This window comes from Nocardia sp. NPDC005366 (assembly GCF_040606855.1).
Lineage (GTDB): Bacteria > Actinomycetota > Actinomycetes > Mycobacteriales > Mycobacteriaceae > Nocardia.
Genome location: NZ_JBEXFQ010000005.1, coordinates 76,693 through 93,753, shown reverse-complemented (window position 1 = coordinate 93,753; position 17,061 = coordinate 76,693). Strand labels below are relative to the sequence as shown.

Here is a 17,061-nt window from a genome sequence, read left to right as displayed (position 1 = left end):
CGCGCGGGGGGATTTGCCACGTCGGCCGAGTTTCGTCCGAGCGTGTCGGAAATGCGCCGCCGTGCCCGTTGATCGGCTCGCCGTGCCCGCTCACTAGACTACGGCGGTGGCAGAATCCCAGAGACCGGTCCTCGTCGTCGACTTCGGCGCCCAATACGCCCAGCTGATCGCACGGCGGGTTCGCGAATCGCGTGTCTACTCCGAGGTGATCCCACACACCATGACGGTCGAGGAGATCGCGGACAAGCGGCCCCTCGCGGTGATCCTGTCCGGTGGTCCGGCCAGCGTGTACGCCGAAGGCGCGCCGCGGCTCGACGCGCGGCTGTTCGATATCGACGTGCCGGTCTTCGGCATCTGCTACGGATTCCAGGCGATGGCGCAGGCGCTCGGCGGCACCGTCACCCATACCGGCACCCGCGAATACGGCAGGACCGAACTCAATATCGACGGCGGTGTCCTGCACGGCGGTCTGCCCACCATTCAGCCGGTGTGGATGAGCCACGGCGACGCGGTCACCGACGCGCCGGAGGGGTTCGAAGTCACCGGCACCACCGCGGGCGCGCCGGTCGCCGCCTTCGAGGATCGCGCACGTCGCCTGGCCGGGGTGCAGTACCACCCCGAGGTGCTGCACTCCCCGCACGGTCAGCAGGTACTCAGCCGCTTCCTGCACGAGATCGCGGGTATTCCCGCCGCCTGGACCCCGGCCAATATCGCCGAATCGCTGATCACCGCGGTGCGCGAGCAGATCGGTGACGGGCACGCCATCTGCGGGCTTTCCGGCGGCGTGGACAGCGCCGTCGCCGCCGCGCTGGTGCAGCGCGCCATCGGTGATCGCCTGACCTGTGTATTCGTCGACCACGGCCTGTTGCGGGCGGGGGAGCGTGAACAGGTCCAGCAGGATTTCGTCGCCGCGACCGGGGCCAGGCTGGTCACCGTCGACGCGGTGGAGAAATTCCTCGGTGAGCTGAAAGGCGTCAGCGACCCGGAGGAGAAGCGCAAGATCATCGGCCGGGAGTTCATCCGGTCCTTCGAGGACGCGGTGAGCGAGGTCGTCGCCGAACAAGGCACAGGCGGCGATGCCCCCGAGGTCGAATTCCTTGTGCAGGGCACCCTGTATCCCGATGTGGTCGAATCCGGCGGCGGCACCGGCACCGCGAATATCAAGTCGCATCACAATGTCGGCGGATTGCCCGACGATCTGGAATTCGAACTCGTCGAGCCGCTGCGGTTGCTGTTCAAGGACGAGGTCCGCGCGGTCGGCCGCGAACTCGGCCTGCCCGAGGAAATCGTTGCGCGCCAACCCTTCCCCGGTCCAGGCCTGGCGATCCGCATCGTCGGCGAAGTGACGGGCGATCGGCTCGACACGCTGCGCCAAGCCGATGCCATCGCGCGCGAGGAACTGACCGCCGCCGATCTGGATCGTCAGATCTGGCAGTGCCCGGTGGTGCTGCTCGCCGATGTCCGCAGTGTCGGCGTGCAGGGTGACGGCCGCACCTACGGACATCCGATCGTATTGCGCCCGGTGTCCAGCGAGGATGCCATGACCGCGGACTGGACGCGGCTGCCGTACGAAGTACTCGAACGTATTTCGACCCGCATCACCAACGAGGTGCCCGAGGTCAACCGGGTCGTGCTCGATGTGACCAGCAAGCCGCCGGGCACGATCGAGTGGGAGTGACCGTCACCGGTGGCGGGGTGAGTATTTCCGCCACGTGACGGTTCGTCGCGGACGATTCCGAGCGCGTTGCTCGTGAGCGGGTTACTTCGGCGTGGTACCTGTTCGGGCCTGGCCGAGTATCAACTGTCCGAGCAGTAGGCCACCGAACCCGAGCCCCGGTGGGGGCGTGATCGGCTGACGCGAGCCGGGGCGGCGATCCTCGTCCCGTTCGGGACGGTCGAGATGCGGTGTGGCCATGGGGTTCTCCTCGATGTCGAAGACGATGACCCGTCCGGTCGGGCGGGCCATCGCGTCATGTGGCGAATCGGCTGCCGGGTCAACCGCGTTTGCGGGGTGAGATCACCAGGACGATGCCGACCACGATGGCGGCGATCACGATGATCCAGCCGAAGGAGATGGCTCCCGCCGCCGAGACGGTCGCGGGCCCGGCGAGAGCGCAGACGCTCAGCGCGAGTGCGAGTAATCCGACGATCAGTAGCGACGCGGAGGGGCCGCGGCCCTGGCTCGTCCTGTCGCTATCGGTCTGCTCAGCCACGTTCCACCACCACATCTCCCATTCGGACATCGACATTCAGATCGAGCACCGGCGCGCCAGGGGTTTTCGGGCCGGTGATGCCGGTGGGACACGACTGGTCGCCCATGGCGACGGTGCATTCGGTATGGACCGTCATTCCCGCCGGAACGAGTACCCGTGCCTCGCCCATCTGCACGGACAGATCCACCGTGCGGTTCTCGGTCAGATTCAACCCGCGCAGATCGAGCGTCCCCGAACCCATGGACAGGTGGTATTCCGGTTTCAGGTCACTGATCGAAACAGGCGCCCAGGTGTGGTCGCCCAGGGTGGCCTGGTCGAATTCGATCGGACCGACGAGCGAGGCGAGTAGGACGAAACCGGCGAGCGGAGCGGTGACGACCAGCAGTCCGTAGCCGCGGCGCAGGAATGCGCCCAACACCAGTCCGAGGCCGACCACCGCCAGCGCCACCGCCCCGATCCGCGCGGGCGTCATCCATTCGACGCCGGAGGCGGCGGCAGCGCCCGCACCGGCCGCGGCCAGGATTGCCAGACCGATCACCACCGGGGTCAGCCTGGAGCGGGGACGTCTCGGTGGCGGGGCCATGACCGGGCGAGCCGGGGTGGGATCGGGCAGATCCCAGGCGAGAGGCGCGACGCCGAGGGGATCCCAGGACGGCGGCATCGGGCCGCCGATGATGGCCCGCTGGGCGGGTGTCACGGTCCGGACGCGCTGGGGGATGTTCTCGGCGGCGGGTGTTGCCGCCGCTGCCGGCTTCGCGTTCGTGTGGCCGCTGCCCTGCCCCGCAGACGCCGAATCGCTCTCCCCGGCCGCGCTGTCGTCGGGAGGGGTGCCCGTCGACGTGCTGCCGGAGTTCGCGGCGATGACGTCGGTTCCCGCGTCCGGTTGCGCACCGGTCGGGGCCGGGGACTTGTCGAGTACGACGGTCGCGTTGTCCGCATCGGCGACCGCCTGCCCCGCATCCGCGACGGGCGGATCGTCGTTACCAGCGACGTTGTCCGGCGTGTACGTTTCCGGCAGCTTCGTATACGGCGTGTACATGCTGGCCGACGGGGCTTCCGGAGCGTAGAAGCTGCCGGTCGTGCCGCTAGGGAAGGCCGCGCCGGGATATCCGGTGGCGGTGAGTCCGGTGTCGAAGCCGTATTCGTCGAGCTGGCTCGTGCCCGGTGGCGGCTCGGGGGTGCGCATGAACAGCATCCACCAGCCCGCCAGCATAAGTGCGAGGCTGATGACTCCGGAACCGGCCATGCCGACCCCGACCGGTCCCATGGTGCTCACCGCGATGGCCAGCGCCACGATCAGCACGATGGTCTTGGTCGGCGATTGCGAGCTGTGGCCCTTGCCGAACAGCGATTCCGCCGCCGAGGTCTCATCGCCCGCCTGGCTGAGTAACAGCCACGCCAGCAGATAGAGGACGATCCCGGCTCCGCCGAACAGCGCCGACACCACGAAAGCGACCCGCACGAGCACCGGATCGACGTGATAGCGCCTGCCGAAACCTGCCGCGATACCCGCGACCGGCCCCTGCCGCGGCAACCGGACGGGCCGCGAGAGCCACATCTGCTGGAGCTGATCGCCGAAGCTCGTTTTCGTCATGTTTCCATGGTGGGCCGAAACCGGCCTACGGCGCATCGGGGGTAACCCTGAGAGTTCACCTGATGCCGCGCATACGTGTCTCCGGGCCGCACGCTTCGATCCGCGCCGATCGCCGAGTCGGAGACGGGTGCTGTGGCGGTGCGGGCTGATCCGCACCGCCACGGGCGAATTCGGTGTCTACAGGACGATGACGTCTCCGTAGACCGCCCCGTTGGCCGATGTCTCGGGGGAATCGACCTCGATCCGGGTATAGGGCCGGATGGTCAGCGGTCCGCCGCAGCCTTCGGCCAACAGGTGGAAGTCTCGGCTCATCACGTAGCCCTTGGCGCCACCGGAGAGGGTTTTCGTGCCGACCTCGATCTGTTTGATGACGCCGGGGGTGATGTCCAGGTCGAGATCCATCGACGCGTGGATCGCCGGGCCGATGTCTGCGTTGAGGCCGGGAACCAGTGCGTCGGGGCTGGCGCCGACGCCCAGTGTGACACCCGCGTCGAAGCCGGCGCCGACGTGTGTCCCGAAGGTCAGGTCGATGCCGACCGCGCAGCTGACGAGGTACCCGGTTTTCAGTGTTCCGGTACCCGGAGCGTCGACGTATCCGTAGGAGGTGTTGTCCAGGAACACTTCCCTTGTGGTCGGCAGTCCGTTCTGCGGAGCCACCGGATTGGCCACGAGATCGGTGTGGCCGACGGTGAACTGGAAACCGGTCGGCGTGGCGTAGTGGTTCTCGTGCGCCGCGAATACGTAAGCACTGGCGGGCCCCGCCCCGATGTCGAAGACTCCGAGGATCGATGCCAGGGCGGCAACGACGATGCGTGCGGATTTGTACGACAAAATTCCTCCCCTGTGTTCCAACGGGACCAGCTCGGTCGGTGAGTCGGCCCGTGAGAAACGTGTGTGCGGCGGCACGCCGCGACCGCCCCCCACTGCTGATTCGGAGCGGAAACCCACTGGCAGAAGCCGAAGTTCGAGTTTCCGGTCCGGCGGCTCGCGCACATCCGTGTTCTCGGCATCAGATATATCCGGCCTGTCTGAGTTCTCCCTGAGTTCGCTGGTGGTCGGCACTTTTCTGTCCGGACCGGACGGTGTCGGCAACGGAAATGCCGGTGTGGTGGCGGGAGGGAACGCCAACGGTCCGCGAGCGGACGGGTGAGCGACCGATCGGGAATCGAGAAGCATGGGAAACCCAGGGACTGCTCGGCCGTCGCCTCGACCCGACCGACAACCGCTATAACCTTGCCGCGCTGACACCCATCGGCGAGCAGACAGCTGCCGACCTCGAGCGAGCTCACGAGCAATACCAGCAACGGTTGCTCGACGGCGTCACCGCGCGACAACGACAGATCGTGCTCGATGTGCTGGAGCGCATCCGCGCGAATACAACCGAACTGGAGAACTCGTGACCGACGACGTGCGGGCGGTGGCTCGGAGTATGTACGCGGCGTTCAACGCCCACGACCACGATGATCGATCGCCTTGCCTTGATGGTGATCGGCCGGGCAGGTGGACGGCGACCTGCTATCACCGTTCGGGTGAGATAACCGCGCCGGTTCGGGCATTGCCGGGGTTGCCGTTGGTTGGCGTCGGCGAGGCCGGCCCGCCCAAGCCCACCCCACCACTCGGACGCCGACCACGCACCAGGTGACAGATACAACCTGCAAGTGACAACTACAACCTGTCGTCACACCGATGCGGACATCAGGGTGATTCCTGATGCCCGCTGTCGGCGTGCCGTGCCAGTATCGAAATATGTACCCGACTGAACCAGCGTCCGACGCTGCCGGCAGACAGGTAGGGTATCCACCCGATCCGGCCGGTGGGTACGGGTTCGCGCCGGTACGCGGGGTCACCCCCTCGCCGGTGCTGGATCTCGGGCCGCAACCGCAGGTGCGGCTGGTCAGGCGCTCGGGTGGCCGCATCGTCGGCGGGGTGGCGGGCGGTCTCGCCGACCATCTCGGGCTCGACGTCTTCAAGGTGCGGATGGCGTTCGTGCTGCTGTCCGCGCTGGCCGGGGCGGGCATCGCGGCTTATGGACTGCTGTGGGTCTTCACCCCGGGCGGCGCGGATACGGTGAAGCCGTCGGCTACCGAACGCAGGCAGGCGGTCGGTCTGGCCCTGCTCGGACTCGGGCTGTCGATCGTGGTGTCGTGGCTGATGAACGGGACGGTCGCGGCGAAGATCATCGTCCCGATCGTTGTGGTGACGGTCGGCGCGGCGCTGGTGTGGCGTGAATACGACACCGACGGCCCGCGTTCGCTGCTCGGCCTGCCCGCGCGCCCCTCGGTGGTGACATGGGCACGCATCGTCGCGGGCGCCACCATGGTCGTCTTCGGACTCGGCGTTGTGGTGCTGGCCCGTATCGATCTGAGTTCACTCGGGTCGGCGTTGATCGCGGTCGCGGTCACGCTGATCGGCGCAGGTCTGCTGACGGTGCCGCTGTGGTTGCGCATGATGCGGGCGTTGAACGCCGAACGCGCCGCCCGCATACGCAATGAGGAACGCGAGGAGATCGCGTCCCACCTGCACGATTCGGTGTTGCAGACGCTGGCCCTGATCCAGCGTCAGGCCGACGATCCCCAGGAAGTGACCAGGCTGGCCCGCAGTCAGGAACGTGAGTTGCGCCGATGGTTGTTCGAGGACTCGGCCCCGCCCCAGTCGAGTCTGGCCGCGGCGCTGCGCACCATCGCGGGTGAGGTGGAAGATCAGCACGGCGTGCAGGTCACCACGGTGACCGTCGGCGATGTGTCGATGGATATCGGTGACACCGGAAACGGCCTGCCGAAGGAACATTTCACCGCACTGCTCGGCGCGAGCCGGGAGGCGCTGGTGAATGCCGCCAAACACGCGGGCGTCCCGGCCATCGATCTGTTCGCCGAGGCGGAGCCGCATCAGGTGAGCGTCTTCGTGCGCGATCGCGGCGCGGGTTTCGACCTCGACGCCGTTCCGCAGGACCGCCAGGGTCTGGCGAAATCCATTCGCGGCCGGGTCGAGCGCCGCGGCGGGCAGGTCGAGATCCTGTCCACCCCCGGCCGCGGCACCGAGGTCCGGATCATCATGCCCCGCACCGATTCCGGTCGCGACGACGGCGGTGCGGGCTCCGACGGCGCTGTCACGGCGCGGATTCCGCAACCGACCGGACGGGAGAAGTGACAAAGTCGCCGCCGCGGTTAGGGTGGCATCCGGGCAACCGATGTCGCGCTGATATCGGTGACTCGCCGGGTGCGCCCAGAATTCGGCCCGGCATGCGACCACCGATCCGCGACGGTGCCGCCGGGTTCTTCTCGACCGGCGGCGGGTGCGGAGCGGCGGAGGAGCGGAGCAGGTGAGCGTGCGGGTTTTTCTCGTCGATGATCACGCCGTATTCAGGTCGGGTGTGCGGGCGGAGTTGAGTCGTGAACCCGATATGGAAGTGGTCGGCGAGGCGGGTGGGGTGGCCGAGGCGATCGCCGGAATCAAGACCGCAGGCCCGGATGTGGTGCTGCTCGATGTGCATATGCCGGACGGCGGGGGTGTCGCGGTGCTGGCGGGAATCGAGGACGGCCCGGTCTGTCTGGCGCTGAGCGTGTCCGATGCCGCGGAGGACGTGATCGCGGTGATCCGCGCGGGCGCGCGCGGCTACGTCACCAAGACGATCTCGGGATCCGAACTGGCCGATGGTATTCGGCGGGTCGCGGGCGGCGACGCGGTATTCAGTCCGCGCCTGGCCGGATTCGTCCTCGACTCGTTCACGGGCAGGTCACCGGTGCCGGAGCCGCCGCTCGACCCCGAACTGGACTCGTTGACGCCGCGCGAACTCGAGGTGCTCCGTCTGCTCGCCCGTGGCTACACCTATCGCGAAATCGCCGAGAACCTGTTCATCTCGGTGAAAACCGTGGAGACCCACGCCTCCAATGTGTTGCGCAAAACCCAGCAGTCCAATCGCAATGCCCTGACCCGGTGGGCGCATCGTCGCCGGATCGACTGAGCGGAACTACATCACCGCGACGAGGATCGCGATGAGGATGATCAGCCCGATCAGCAGACCGACGGCGATGGCGAGCGGTGCGTTACTGGGCGGATTTCCCTGCGGGCGCTGCGATACGGGGGCGGCGGCGGTTCTGACGGGTGCGGTGTGCTGCGGGCGCGGCAGCGGCGCGGCATGCGGACTGCGCAGGCCGGAGGCGGAACTGCGGGCGGCCCAGGACGGGATGGTGCCGTCCTCGGTGCGGATCGGGGCGCCGAGAATATAGGAGCCGGTGCCGGGACCGAAGGCGGCGGTGAGGATTTCGTCCCTGGCCTCGGCCATCGTCGGCCTGCGCTGCGGGGCGGGTTCCAGCATGTGCAGCAGGACGTTGGTGAGAACGCCGCTGCGGGTCGGGGGAATGATCTGGGCCATGGCGGCGCGTTCGACCAACACGTCGCTGTCTTCGTCGAGGCCGAACGGCGGCTGCCCCTCGATCGCGGTGTACAGCGTCGCGCCGAGGGAGAATACGTCGCTGGCCTCGGTCGGCCGTGCGCCGCGCGCCACCTCGGGCGGCAGATACGCGGGGGTTCCGGTGATGATGCCGTCGGGTTCCTCGGTGAGATCACCCGCGCCGCGCGAGATGCCGAAATCGCTGAGTTTGGCCAGGCCGGCAGCGGGCCCGCGATCGGCGACGAGGATATTGCCCGGTTTGATGTCACGGTGCACGATGCCGACCGAATGCGCGGCGGCCAAGGCGTCGGCGACCTGCGCCCCGATCTGCGCGACCTCGACCACGGGCAGGGTTCCCGCTATGCCGAGCGCCGCGGCCACGCTGCGCGAGGGTAGGTGTTCCATGACCAGCCAGGGCTCACCGGCCTCCAGCGCCACGTCATAGACGGCGATGGCGTGATCGTGCGACAGTTTCGCCGCGACTCGCCCCTCGTGCAGGATCTGGCTGCGGATCTTCTCCGCTTCTTCTTCGGGCAATCCCGCGGTGGTGAGCACCTGTTTGATGGCGACATCGCGATCGAGCAGACGGTCGTGTGCCAGCCACACCGCTCCCATACCGCCGCCGCCGAGTTTCGACTGGAGGCGGTAACGACCGGCGACCAGGTATTGGGGGCCGACGATGGGACGGGGGCGATCGATCATGGGTGCAGGGTATCCGAATCTTGTGCTAGGCGACCTGATTCGAGCCGACGGTGACTCCGATCTCGACCGGGCTGCCGTGCTCGCCGAGGCCGCTCCCGCAGTAGTGGCGACCCTACCCGTGTGATCGTTCCTCGCCCGCCGCCGGGTGGGTGCGCGCTGGCAAATATCCGGATACTTCTGGGGCGGCTGGGGCCGGAGATGGTCCGCGGGGACGGGGTGAAACGGTGCTGGCACGGCGCTCTTGACGGAACACGGGGTCGGGTTTCTACTTGAGATCTATCGAACGTATATTCGATAGCGATCGATAGCTGTATCGGTGCTGGCTGCTCTTTCTCGGCCGAGAAAGGGAGTCGGCCCGCTCGCTTCGCCTCGGGGTCCATCGTGGGAAGTAGGTGGTTGTGATGGGTTCGGACGTGCGGGTGGGGGATGAGAATCACCAGTGGAAGCTGGAGGAACTCCGCAGGAGAATGGCCGCGGTGCCGGGGCGCGGGGAGTCGGCGGCGGCGCGGATTCCCCATGGGACCGAGCTGCGCAGGGAAGCGCTTCCGGTGCCGAGCGCCCTTGCGGAATTGTTGCCCGATGGCGGTCTGGTCAAGGGTTCGGTCGTGGCGTACGCGGGGGCGCGCTCCTTGCTGGCAGGTCTGCTCGCCGCGGTGACCGAACACGGCGGCCACGCCGCGGTGGTGGGGATGCCCCGGTTCGGTCTGCTCGCCGCGGTGGAGATGGGCGCCGAATTGACGCGACTCGCCGTGGTGTCCGATCCCGGCCCCGACCCCGTCGAGATCGCCGCGGTGTTGCTCGAAGGCCTGGATCTGGTGGTGCTCGGCCTCGGTGAGACCTCGGTGGCGCCATCCCGGTCCCGGGTGATCGCCGCCCGTGCCCGCAGCCGTGGCGCCACCCTCGTGGTCACCGACGGTCACTGGCCCAACCCCACCCTGCGGCTGGACGCCCGCGTCTGCGGCCATGCCGGGCTCGGCGCAGGCCACGGCCGTCTGCGTTCGCTCTGCCTCGACGTCGGAGTCCGCGCCAAGTCGGGCCCGCCGCGTCGTGGCCGCATCGACCTGTGCCCGAACGCGGGACGCGTCGAATGGGTCAGGCGGGAGAATCCGGCGGGCACGGGCGAGACGCCGGTCGCGGTGCGCGGCGCGTGATTCGGCCGGGGCGTGCTCGGGTGCTCGCCGTGTGGTGCCAGGACTGGCCAGCGGTGGCGGCGGCAGCGGCGGCGGAACTGCCCGCGACGCGACCGGTCGCGGTGTTGTCCGGGAACCGGGTGGTGGCGTGTTCGGCGGTGGCCAGGGTCGAGGGGGTGCGGCGGGGATTACGGCGGCGGGAGGCGCAGGCGCGATGTCCCGGTCTGTTCCTTGCGCAGGACGACAGGGATCGGGACGCGCGCCTCTTCGAGCCGGTGCTGTCGGCGGTGGACGCGACGGTGCCGGGGGTGGAGGTGCTGCGGCCTGGACTGCTCGTTCTCGGGGCACGCGGAGCCGCACGGTTTTTCGGATCCGAGGAAGCGGCGGCCGAACGTCTCGTCGACGCGGTGGCCGCGCTCGGTGCGGAAGCGCAGATCGGCATCGCCGACGAACTCTCCACGGCGGTGCTCGCCGCCAAACGGGGCGCGCTGGTGCCGCCGGGGGAGGGGGCGCGGTTCCTTGCGCCGCTGCCGATTTCCGAACTGGCCGCCGAACCGAGTCTGGCCGCCCCGCAACGCGCCGACCTGGTGGATCTGCTGCACCGCCTCGGCCTGCGACGCGTCGGTGATTTCGCCGCACTGAGTCCGGTGGAGGTCGCTTCGCGCTTCGGCGTCGACGCCGTGCTGGCGCATCGCTGCGCCAGGGCGGTGCCGGAGCGTCCCCCTTCGGCGCGCCGACCGCCGCCGGAATTGGCCGTGGAGTACCGCTGCGATCCGCCGATCGACCGGGTCGACGCCGCCGCGTTCGCGGGCCGCATGCTCGCGACCCGGCTGCACGCCGCCCTCGCCGCCGCGTCGGTATCCTGCACCAGACTTTCGGTGCTCGCGGAAACCGAAGCGGGAGAGCGGCTCTCGCGTATCTGGCGGTGCGCTGAACCGCTGACCCCGGAGGGTACGGCAGATCGGGTGCGCTGGCAGTTGGACGGCTGGCTGACCCGGCGCGACCGCCCGAGCGCGCCGATCACCCTGCTGCGCCTCGAGCCCGTCGAGATCGCGCAGGCGGGCGCGCTGCAACTCGGACTGTGGGGCGGCGTCGGGGAGCAGGACGAGCGTGCCAGGCGCGCCCTGATCCGGGTGCAGGGTCTGCTCGGCGGCGAAGCGGTGCGGGTCGGGGTTCTCAGCGGCGGTCGCGGCCCCGCCGAACGCATCACGATGGTCGTGCTCGGCGACGAATTGGTGCCCGCCACCGATCCGGCGCTGCCCTGGCCGGGCCGTCTGCCCCAGCCCGCCCCCGCCGTACTACTGCTGAACCGTCCTCCGGTGCTGTTGGAAGCCGCCGACGGCAGCCCGGTAAGCGTCACCGCCCGCGGCCTGTTCTCCGCCGAGCCCGCGGCTCTGCGCTGGGGCAGCAGGCAGTGGCAGCTGGCCGGATGGGCGGGTCCGTGGCCGGTGGACGAACACTGGTGGACCCCCGAATCCGCCGCCGCGTCCGCCCGCGCCCAGGTGCAACTCGACGGCAAGGAAACCGACGCCAGAGTCCTGCTCCTCATCTACCGCGACGAGATATGGCGGGCGGAGGGCCTCTACGACTGAGCCGCGCTCCCGGTACGCTCCAATACCGTGGATCTGTCGGTGACCAGGATGGCGATCGGTGATGTGCGGATCGCCTACCGGGATTCCGCGACGGCGACCGGCCGATCAACTGCTCGACCCGGCCCAAGCGACGTACCGATCGTGCTGGTCCACGGCATGGGGGGTGACGGGCATACCTGGAAGCGTTTCGCGCGCACCCTGATCGAGAGCGGTAGGCGCGTGATCATCCCCGACCTGCGCGGTCACGGGCGCAGCTCACATTCCGACTCATACCTGTTCGCCGATTTCGGGACCGATGTGCTGCGGCTGATCGAGGGGTTGGGCCAGTCGTCGGTGGATCTGGTCGGGCATTCGCTCGGAGGTTACGCGGTGTCGTGCGTGGCGCAGCAGCGTCCCGATCTGGTCCGCAGGCTGGTCATCGAGGAATGCCCGCTGCCCGCGCGTTCCGGCGCCGAGCAGATGACGCTGACCCGCCGATTCCCGAGCGTGCCCGAACTCTGGCATGCCGCGTCCAGCCTGATCCGCCATCCCCGTGCCGTCCTCGCCTTCGACCGCACGATGACCGCGACCGCGCTCGAACAGTTCCGCAAACCCGATCCGCAGTGGTGGGATCGGCTCCCCGACATCACCGCGCCCACGCTGATGCTGCGCGGCGGTTCCGGAGGCATGGTCGATCCGGAGAAGCTGGCGATCGTGCAGTCCGCCGTCTCGGACTGCACCGTGCGCGCGTTCACGTGCGGTCACAGCATTCATCGTGATCGTCATCGGGAATTCGAGGCCGTGGTTGTTCCGTTCCTGGCGTGATACCCGGCCCGCGCGGACATTGTCGCGTCATGTTGTGGGGAATCCGACATCACGGCGGCGAAATGTCCGCGCAGACCGGGACCCTACAGTGAGAATCATGCGTGCCCCGCGCGGGCGAGCGCCCGAACGGGGCGCCGGATGACCCCGCGGCCACTCGGCGTCACCCGCTTCGACGGCATGACCTGTTCGGCCGCCGCGGTCGATCTTCCCCTGCCGGGAACGGCGACCCGAGTAACCGGGTGGTTGTGTATCGAACATCCCGGCGGGTGGGGTCGCGACGTGATCGGCGACGCGGTGCTCGGTCCGGAGATCACCGAGGAGCTCGCGGCGCGCACCAAGGCCGCGCGGGTGCGGCCGACGCTGATCAGGCGGCCGGGGCGGTACGAGTTCACCGGTACGCGCACGGTGCTGATCGCGAGTTCACGCCAGGAAGGCTCCTGGTGTGAACGTTTCGAGATCACCGATGTGAAACAGCTGCTCGAGCTGGATCTCGACCTGCTCAACGGCCCGCCGCCGGGAATCGGCGCGCCGGTGCGTGATCCGCTGGCGCTGGTGTGCGCGCACGGAAAACGCGACCAGTGCTGCGCCCTGCTCGGCAGGCCGATCGCGGCCGCGCTGGCCGCGCGCTATCCGGATCAGGTCTGGGAGTGTTCGCATACCGGCGGACACCGATTCGCCCCCGCCATGGTCCTACTGCCGTCCGGATCGACCTACGGCCGGGTCGATTCCGCCGCGGCCATCGAGGCGGTGGAGGCCGCCCGCCGCGGTGCGGTCTCCCTGACCGGACTGCGTGGTCGCAGTTGCCATCACCCGGTCGAGCAGGCCGCCGATATCGCGGTCCGCAGGATCGCCGCCGCGGGCGCGGATGATCTGCTCGTCCACATGGAACCCGAAAACGGCATCGCGCCAGCGGATTACGTGGCTGCGAATGCCGCGGTTGCTGATGCCGCGGATGCCGCTGATCCGGCGGTGACCGCGACCGCGGTGGTCACTCACAGGGATGGCCGCCGCTGGCGGGTGAGCGCGCGTACCGTCACCTTCGACCCGCGTCAGGCCAGTTGCGGCGCGAACCCCAAACCGGCCACCGCCGTCGTGGCAGGCGACCCGCGCCCGCTGCCGCCGGTCCGACCCGTGTCGTAGGCTCACCGGCCTTTGTCGCGGTCGTTGTCCTCGTCGACCTGCGTCCGAGCGCTTGCGTCGCACCCATCCCCACCGCCCCCTGCGGGGTGGGGATGGGTGCGCTCACCAGTGCGTTCCCGGTACCCAGCGCGCGGCGCGGCGCAGCGCGGTGCCGGTGACGCGGCGAGCCGCCGACCGCTGTCGCGGCTCGGAGTGCGGGACAGCGGTTTCCGGCGCTTCGTCGGCCTGTTCGCCCTTGGCGGCGGGTGAGTCCGGCAGCGCCCGGTAGTAGCGGTGCAGGATGCGGTCGCGGATCTTGGGGGTGAGGAGCGCGCCGTATTCGGCGAAGGTGCCCAGCGGCACATCGATGCGTTTGGGGCGTTCGACGAGGGCGCGCACGATGGTCGCGGCGGCCCATTCGGGGGATTCGGACGGACCCTGAGCGCCGCTCGGCGCAATCATCGGGGTGCGCACCAGCGGCATGTGGATGGTCGTGAAAGTGACACCGTCCGCCATGGTTTCGACCGAGGCGACCTCGGTGAACTTATCGAGTGCCGCCTTGCTCGCGAGGTACGCCGAGAACCGTGGGGTGGCGACCTGCACTCCCGCGCTGCTGATCTGCACGATGTGGCCGAAACCGCGTTCGCGCATCTGCGGCAGCAAGGCCAGCGTCATGCGCAGCGCGCCGAAATAGTTGACCGCCATGGTGCGCTCGTAGTCGTGCAGCCGGTCGGTGGAGCGGTGGATGGCGCGCCGGATGGAGCGGCCCGCGTTGTTCACCAGCATGTCGACGTGGCCGTGCTCATCGAGGATGGCTTTGACGATCTGGTCCACCGAATCGGATTCGGTGACATCACACTGGTAACCGTAGGCGCTGCCGCCCGCGGCCCTGATCTCCTCGACGACGTCCGCGAGTTCGTCACCACGGCGGGCGAGCAGGAAGACGGTCGCGCCCTTTGCCGCGACAGCCAGTGCGGCGGCCCTGCCGATACCGGAGGACGCGCCGGTGATCACGACGTGACGACCGGTGAGGTCGCGGCTGCGCCGGTCGCGCCGGATCCGCTCACCCGCGGCGGTGATCGCGTCGGGTGACGGTTCGTCACCCGGTGAGTCGCTGCCCGACGCTGCGTTCATGGCTGCTCCTTCGCAGTCGAATGAGCATGAACTTACTCCGAAGTAAGTTCACTGCCAAGTGGTGGTCGCCGGCGTCGAGGTTCCGCCTCGCCGGACCGGGCAGGCGGTGTCGGCGCGGTGAGAGGCGTCCGGTCGAAGCGTTCGACGCCACCGGGTTGCCACTCAGCGGCGTCGCGGTCGGTAGTCCTCGCGCCGGGGATCGCGGTCCCGCCGCTGGTCGCGGGATATTTCGAAGATACTCCGCGGTAAGGCATTCGGCGTATCGAAGATTCGGTGGACGGGCGGGAAACCTGTTCGGGCAATCCTCGCGCAAAGGCTCGGTGATTCCTTTCGGCAAGCCTCGAATCTATCGAACATATGTGCGATACTCGTGCGCATGGCGGACGATCGGATGGCGGACATCTTTGCCGCGGTGCGGCTCGGCAGTGGTAACTCGGAGGCGGGACGTCGCGTCCTGCGCACGCTGTGGGATGAGCTAGGTCCGGCCGGAGATCCGTTGCAACGCTGCGTGGTGGCGCATCATCTGGCCGTTCTGCAGAAGACTGCCGAGGAGTCGCTGATCTGGGATCAGCGAGCGCTGGCCGCGGTTTTCGGTCCCGGCATACCGCTCGATGACGGACTGCGCTGCTTCCTGCCCTCCCTGTACCTCAATCTGGCCGACAGTCACCGCAGGGTGGGCGATTTCGATGGCGCCCGAATGCAACTGGCTATCGCTCGCGGTCATCTCCGGATCCTGGCGGAGGACGCCTACGGCGCGATGATCCGGGCCGGGCTGGATCGGGTGGAAGCCGCCCTCGTGGCCGGATCGGCGGAACGGTTGATGGCCGAGTAATCCGCGCGGCTGCGGCGCGGGGTCCTCACCCGAGAGGGGAGTCGAGCTGTCTTCGGGACCGGTGTCGGGCTTGCGGGGTGGTCGATGATCACCCCTGGTCCTCGGTGCGGATTCGTTTCGTGGAAGATGAGCGAAAGCGCGTATGTGAGCGTCGGATTCACGATCGGGATGCGGCGTAGGTCGTAGTTCGCCGCGGCCAGATGTACCGAATATCGGTTGCTGCGAAGGAGTCGCATGCCTGTGCAATTGGGACGCGGTTTCGGCTGGCTGTGGTCGGCCTACGCCGTCAGTACATACGGCACGTGGATCGCCTTCGGCGCGTTCCCGCTCATCGCGGTGCGGGTGCTGCACTCACCGGCATTCGCCGTCTCGCTGCTCGAGGCGGCCGGGCTCGTCGTCGCGGCGATCGTCGCGTTCCCGCTCGGGCCGTGGATCGAGCACCGGGCCAAACGCCCGGTGATGATCGCGATGGACCTGGCCAGGTTCCTCGCGATGGCGAGTGTTCCGATCACCTACGTCCTCGGCTTACTGACCTACGGTCAACTGCTGATTGCCTCGGTCGTCTCCGGAACCGCGAGCATCGTCTTCACCGCCGCCTCCGGCGCGTACCTGAAACACCTCGTCCGCGGCGATCACCTCCTTGTCGCGAACGCGAGATTCGAAGGCACGACCTGGGTGGCGACCGCGGTAGGGCCGCCTCTCGGCGGTGCGCTCGCCGGACTGCTCGGCCCGGTCGTCACCGTCATGGCAGACGCCCTCAGCTACCTACTGTCCGCGCTCGGGGTTCTCCGCATCCGCGGCGGCGACATCGCGACCCCCCGTGACCCGGCCGCCAGGTTGCGGTGCGCGGACCTGCTGGTCGGCTGGCGGTTCATCCGCCATGACCACGCACTATTGCGCCTGTTCCTCAACTCGATCCTGGTAGGCGGCCTGATCATGGCCACCGCCCCGCTGCTGGCCGTCCTCTTGCTGGGCGAATACCACTTCCCGGCCTGGCAATACGGTCTCGCCTTCGGCGGTCCGGCGCTCGGAGGTTTCGTGGGCGCCCGGCTCTCCGCACCCCTCGTGGCCCGCTACGGACGGCACCGGGTCATGATCGTCTCCGGCTGGTCGCGATCGATCTTCCCGCTCGGTCTCGCGTTCATCCATCCCGGCATCTCCGGGCTCATCACGGTGATCATCGTCGAGGGCCTGCTGATCACCTGCATGGGCGTCTTCACTCCGATCTACGCGACAGAACGCCTGCAACGGGTATCCGCGGATCATGCCGCTCGAGTCCTCAGTACCTGGAGTGTCGGCGGCAAACTCCTCCAAGCTGTCCTGATGGTGGTCTGGGGCATCCTCGCCACACTCACCAACCCGCTGACCGCGATCACCATGTCCGGCGTTCTCCTGCTCGCCACCCCGCTCCTGCTGCCGAAACGGACGCACATGTTCGAACCCGAGGTCGCCGCGTCGGCCGAGGACGTCCGGGTCGCCTAACCGAAGAACTCGGCGATTCGTCGGCCCGATGCATGACTTCTCATCTATCGAATGTATGTTCGATAGATA

16 protein-coding genes are annotated in these 17,061 nt (G+C 68.4%); 10 read left to right on the top strand and 6 right to left on the bottom strand.

What is annotated here, in order from left to right; all coding sequences use genetic code 11:
* Positions 1-106: 106 nt before the first annotated feature.
* A complete protein-coding gene (gene guaA / locus ABZS43_RS07895; protein WP_355035064.1) occupies positions 107-1,678 on the top strand; it encodes a glutamine-hydrolyzing GMP synthase in 1,572 nt (523 codons plus the stop codon).
* An 81-nt stretch (positions 1,679-1,759) separates the two neighbouring features.
* Here the strand turns inward: guaA and ABZS43_RS07890 are convergent, their stop codons facing one another.
* From ABZS43_RS07890 to ABZS43_RS07875, 4 genes are all read right to left on the bottom strand, one after another.
* Positions 1,760-1,915, bottom strand: coding sequence for a hypothetical protein (locus ABZS43_RS07890; protein ID WP_355035063.1), 156 nt, complete (start codon positions 1,913-1,915; stop codon positions 1,760-1,762).
* Between the two features lie 79 nt (positions 1,916-1,994).
* Complete coding sequence (locus tag ABZS43_RS07885; protein ID WP_355035062.1) at positions 1,995-2,213, bottom strand: hypothetical protein; 219 nt, start codon at positions 2,211-2,213, stop codon at positions 1,995-1,997.
* Positions 2,206-3,807, bottom strand: a complete 1,602-nt coding sequence (locus ABZS43_RS07880) for a PspC domain-containing protein (RefSeq protein ID WP_355035061.1) — start codon at positions 3,805-3,807, stop codon at positions 2,206-2,208. The genes ABZS43_RS07885 and ABZS43_RS07880 overlap by 8 nt, the downstream gene beginning before the upstream one ends.
* Positions 3,808-3,984: 177 nt before the next feature.
* Positions 3,985-4,638: an MspA family porin gene (locus tag ABZS43_RS07875; RefSeq protein ID WP_355035060.1), complete on the bottom strand. Its 654-nt coding sequence runs from the start codon at positions 4,636-4,638 to the stop codon at positions 3,985-3,987.
* Between the two features lie 251 nt (positions 4,639-4,889).
* On the opposite strand from ABZS43_RS07875, the gene ABZS43_RS07870 reads away from it, so the two are divergent.
* The 3 genes from ABZS43_RS07870 to ABZS43_RS07860 all read left to right on the top strand — a co-directional run bounded on the left by ABZS43_RS07870 (position 4,890) and on the right by ABZS43_RS07860 (position 7,768).
* Positions 4,890-5,207, top strand: a complete 318-nt coding sequence (locus ABZS43_RS07870; protein ID WP_355035059.1) for a hypothetical protein — start codon at positions 4,890-4,892, stop codon at positions 5,205-5,207.
* A gap of 346 nt (positions 5,208-5,553) precedes the next feature.
* Complete coding sequence (locus ABZS43_RS07865; protein ID WP_355035058.1) at positions 5,554-6,954, top strand: PspC domain-containing protein; 1,401 nt, start codon at positions 5,554-5,556, stop codon at positions 6,952-6,954.
* Between the two features lie 178 nt (positions 6,955-7,132).
* Positions 7,133-7,768, top strand: coding sequence for a response regulator transcription factor (locus tag ABZS43_RS07860; RefSeq protein WP_355035224.1), 636 nt, complete (start codon positions 7,133-7,135; stop codon positions 7,766-7,768).
* A 6-nt stretch (positions 7,769-7,774) separates the two neighbouring features.
* Here ABZS43_RS07860 and ABZS43_RS07855 read toward each other — a convergent pair whose 3' ends face one another.
* A complete protein-coding gene (locus tag ABZS43_RS07855) occupies positions 7,775-8,899 on the bottom strand; it encodes a serine/threonine-protein kinase (protein ID WP_355035057.1) in 1,125 nt (374 codons plus the stop codon).
* A 401-nt stretch (positions 8,900-9,300) separates the two neighbouring features.
* Here ABZS43_RS07855 and ABZS43_RS07850 point away from each other — a divergent pair, with 401 nt between their 5' ends.
* The 4 genes from ABZS43_RS07850 to ABZS43_RS07835 all read left to right on the top strand — a co-directional run bounded on the left by ABZS43_RS07850 (position 9,301) and on the right by ABZS43_RS07835 (position 13,565).
* Positions 9,301-10,050, top strand: coding sequence for a hypothetical protein (locus tag ABZS43_RS07850; RefSeq protein ID WP_355035056.1), 750 nt, complete (start codon positions 9,301-9,303; stop codon positions 10,048-10,050).
* Positions 10,050-11,621 carry a DNA polymerase Y family protein gene (locus ABZS43_RS07845; protein ID WP_355035223.1) on the top strand — a complete coding sequence of 524 codons (1,572 nt, stop codon included), beginning with the start codon at positions 10,050-10,052 and terminating at the stop codon, positions 11,619-11,621. Before ABZS43_RS07850 ends, ABZS43_RS07845 begins: the two co-directional genes overlap by 1 nt.
* 48 nt (positions 11,622-11,669) lie before the next feature.
* Positions 11,670-12,425 (top strand): alpha/beta hydrolase, encoded by a 756-nt coding sequence (locus ABZS43_RS07840; RefSeq protein WP_355035222.1) that lies wholly within the window; start codon positions 11,670-11,672, stop codon positions 12,423-12,425.
* Positions 12,426-12,563: 138 nt separating this feature from the next.
* On the top strand, positions 12,564-13,565 hold the full coding sequence (locus tag ABZS43_RS07835; protein WP_355035055.1) for a sucrase ferredoxin: 1,002 nt from the start codon (positions 12,564-12,566) through the stop codon (positions 13,563-13,565).
* 102 nt (positions 13,566-13,667) lie between these two features.
* Here the strand turns inward: ABZS43_RS07835 and ABZS43_RS07830 are convergent, their stop codons facing one another.
* Positions 13,668-14,678, bottom strand: a complete 1,011-nt coding sequence (locus ABZS43_RS07830) for an SDR family NAD(P)-dependent oxidoreductase (RefSeq protein WP_355035054.1) — start codon at positions 14,676-14,678, stop codon at positions 13,668-13,670.
* A 391-nt stretch (positions 14,679-15,069) separates the two neighbouring features.
* Between ABZS43_RS07830 and ABZS43_RS07825 the strand changes: the two genes are divergently transcribed.
* Entirely contained in the window at positions 15,070-15,510 is a 441-nt protein-coding gene (locus ABZS43_RS07825) for a hypothetical protein (RefSeq protein ID WP_355035053.1), read from the top strand.
* A gap of 234 nt (positions 15,511-15,744) precedes the next feature.
* Entirely contained in the window at positions 15,745-16,992 is a 1,248-nt protein-coding gene (locus tag ABZS43_RS07820) for an MFS transporter (protein WP_355035052.1), read from the top strand.
* Positions 16,993-17,061: the final 69 nt, after the last annotated feature.